The following is a 2,268-nucleotide window of genomic DNA, read 5'->3' on the forward strand; positions in this document are numbered from 1 at the left end:
CCTCCGGGCGCTTCCCTTCGGTCTTGCGTTTCCGACTCTATCAGATCTTTTCTCGACCCGATTTCCTCGGTGCTTTCCAGGTTTCCGCTCTCGCGGTTTCCTTTCCGGCGGTTCCGACTTTATCAGAAGTTCTGAGCCGGATTTCCCACCCGGTCCGGGGGACCGTCGTCCAGCACCTGAGGTGTTGGGGTTCCCGATCGGGCGGAGCCGTAAACGTACTGGAGCGGGCCGCCCCGATGCAAATCGAGGTGGCCCGCTCCGAGTTCGAGCGCGGACGGGGCGTCAGACCTCGACCACGACCGGGAGGATCATCGGCCTGCGGCGGTAGTTGTCCGAGACCCACTTGCCGAGGGTGCGGCGGATGAGCTGCTGGAGCTGGTGCGGCTCCACGACGCCGTCCTGGGCGGACCGCTCCAGGACCTCGGTGATCTTCGGGATGACGTCGGTGAAGGCCGAGTCGTCGATGCCGGAGCCGCGGGCCTGGACGTGCGGGCCACCGGTGATCTTGCCGGTGGAGGAGTCCACGACCACGAAGACCGAGATGATGCCCTCGTCGCCGAGGATCTTGCGGTCCTTCAGCGCCGGCTCGCCGACGTCACCGACGGAGAGGCCGTCAACGTAGACGTAACCGGCCTGGACCTTGCCCGAGATCTTGGCCTTGCCCTCGACCAGGTCGACCACCACGCCGTCCTCGGCGATGACGATCCGGTCGTGCGGGACACCCGTCATGGCGCCCAGCTCGGCGTTGGCGCGCAGGTGACGCCATTCGCCGTGGACCGGCATCAGGTTCCTCGGGCGGCAGATGTTGTAGAAGTACAGCAGCTCGCCCGCGGAGGCGTGTCCGGAAACGTGCACCTTGGCGTTGCCCTTGTGGACGACGTTGGCGCCCCAGCGGGTCAGGCCGTTGATCACGCGGTAGACCGCGTTCTCGTTTCCGGGGATGAGGGACGAGGCCAGGATGACCGTGTCGCCGTCGACGATGCGGATCTGGTGGTCGCGGTTGGCCATGCGGGACAGGGCCGCCATCGGCTCGCCCTGGGACCCCGTGCAGATCAGGACCACCTCGTGGTCCGGCAGGTCGTCCAGTGTCTTGACGTCGACCACCAGACCCGGCGGGACCTTCAGATAGCCGAGGTCACGGGCGATGCCCATGTTGCGGACCATGGAGCGGCCGACGAACGCGACCCGGCGGCCGTACTCGTGCGCCGCGTCCAGAATCTGCTGGATGCGGTGGACGTGGCTGGCGAAGCTCGCCACGATGATCCGCTTGCGGGCGCCGGCGAAGACCTGGCGCAGGACGTTGGAGATGTCCCGCTCGTGCGGGGTGAAGCCCGGGACCTCGGCGTTCGTGGAGTCGGTGAGGAGGAGGTCGATGCCCTCCTCGCTCAGCCGCGCGAACGCGTGCAGGTCGGTGAGGCGGCTGTCCAGCGGGAGCTGGTCCATCTTGAAGTCGCCGGTGTGCACCGCCATGCCGGCGGGGGTGCGGATGGCGACCGCCAGGGCGTCCGGGATGGAGTGGTTGACCGCGATGAACTCGCAGTCGAAGGGTCCGATGCGCTCGCGGTTCCCCTCCGCCACCTCCAGGGTGTACGGGCGGATCCGGTGCTCCTGGAGCTTGGCCTCGATGAGGGCCAGGGTCAGCTTGGAGCCGATCAGCGGGATGTCCGGCTTCTCGCGGAGCAGGAAGGGTACGCCGCCGATGTGGTCCTCGTGACCGTGCGTGAGGACGATGCCCTCGATGTCGTCGAGGCGGTCCCGGATGGACGTGAAGTCCGGCAGGATCAGGTCGATTCCGGGCTGCTCCTCCTCGGGGAAGAGCACTCCGCAGTCGACGATCAGCAGGCGGCCGCCGTACTCGAAGACCGTCATGTTTCGGCCGATCTCACCGAGACCGCCGAGCGGGGTGACGCGCAGGCCACCTTCGGGGAGCGGCGCGGGCGGGCCGAGTTCAGGATGCGGATGACTCAAAAGACTCTCCTCACCACGCGCGCCACGTACCGGTCGGGCACGTGGCGCACATGACGTTCGTGCAGAAGCAGTTGTCGTTGTGGGGTGCGGGCACCAGTGGCCTGCGTATGCGGTTGTTGTTCAGTTGTGAAGCCCGGGTGGTGCTAAGTCTGTTGTTCAGAGTTGTACCCCGCCGGCGGCAAGATCGATCTTGAGCTGTGCGATCTCCTCGGGCGAGCACTCGACCATGGGGGCGCGCAGGGGGCCGGCGGGCAGGCCCTGGAGGGCGAGCGCGGCCTTGGTGGTCATGACGCCCTGGGT

At 67.3% G+C, this 2,268-nt stretch carries 1 protein-coding gene and 1 pseudogene; both read right to left on the reverse strand.

Annotation, left to right across the window (positions count from 1 at the left end; all coding sequences use genetic code 11):
• Nucleotides 1-282: 282 nt before the first annotated feature.
• Nucleotides 283-1,968 (reverse strand): ribonuclease J, encoded by a 1,686-nt coding sequence (locus tag AC07CM_RS50710; protein ID WP_478883330.1) that lies wholly within the window; start codon nt 1,966-1,968, stop codon nt 283-285.
• Between the two features lie 156 nt (nt 1,969-2,124).
• Nucleotides 2,125-2,268 (reverse strand): annotated as a pseudogene (locus AC07CM_RS50715) (4-hydroxy-tetrahydrodipicolinate synthase); the annotation flags it as partial.

The sequence above is a fragment of the Streptomyces sp. NPDC044061 genome, from assembly GCF_056434305.1.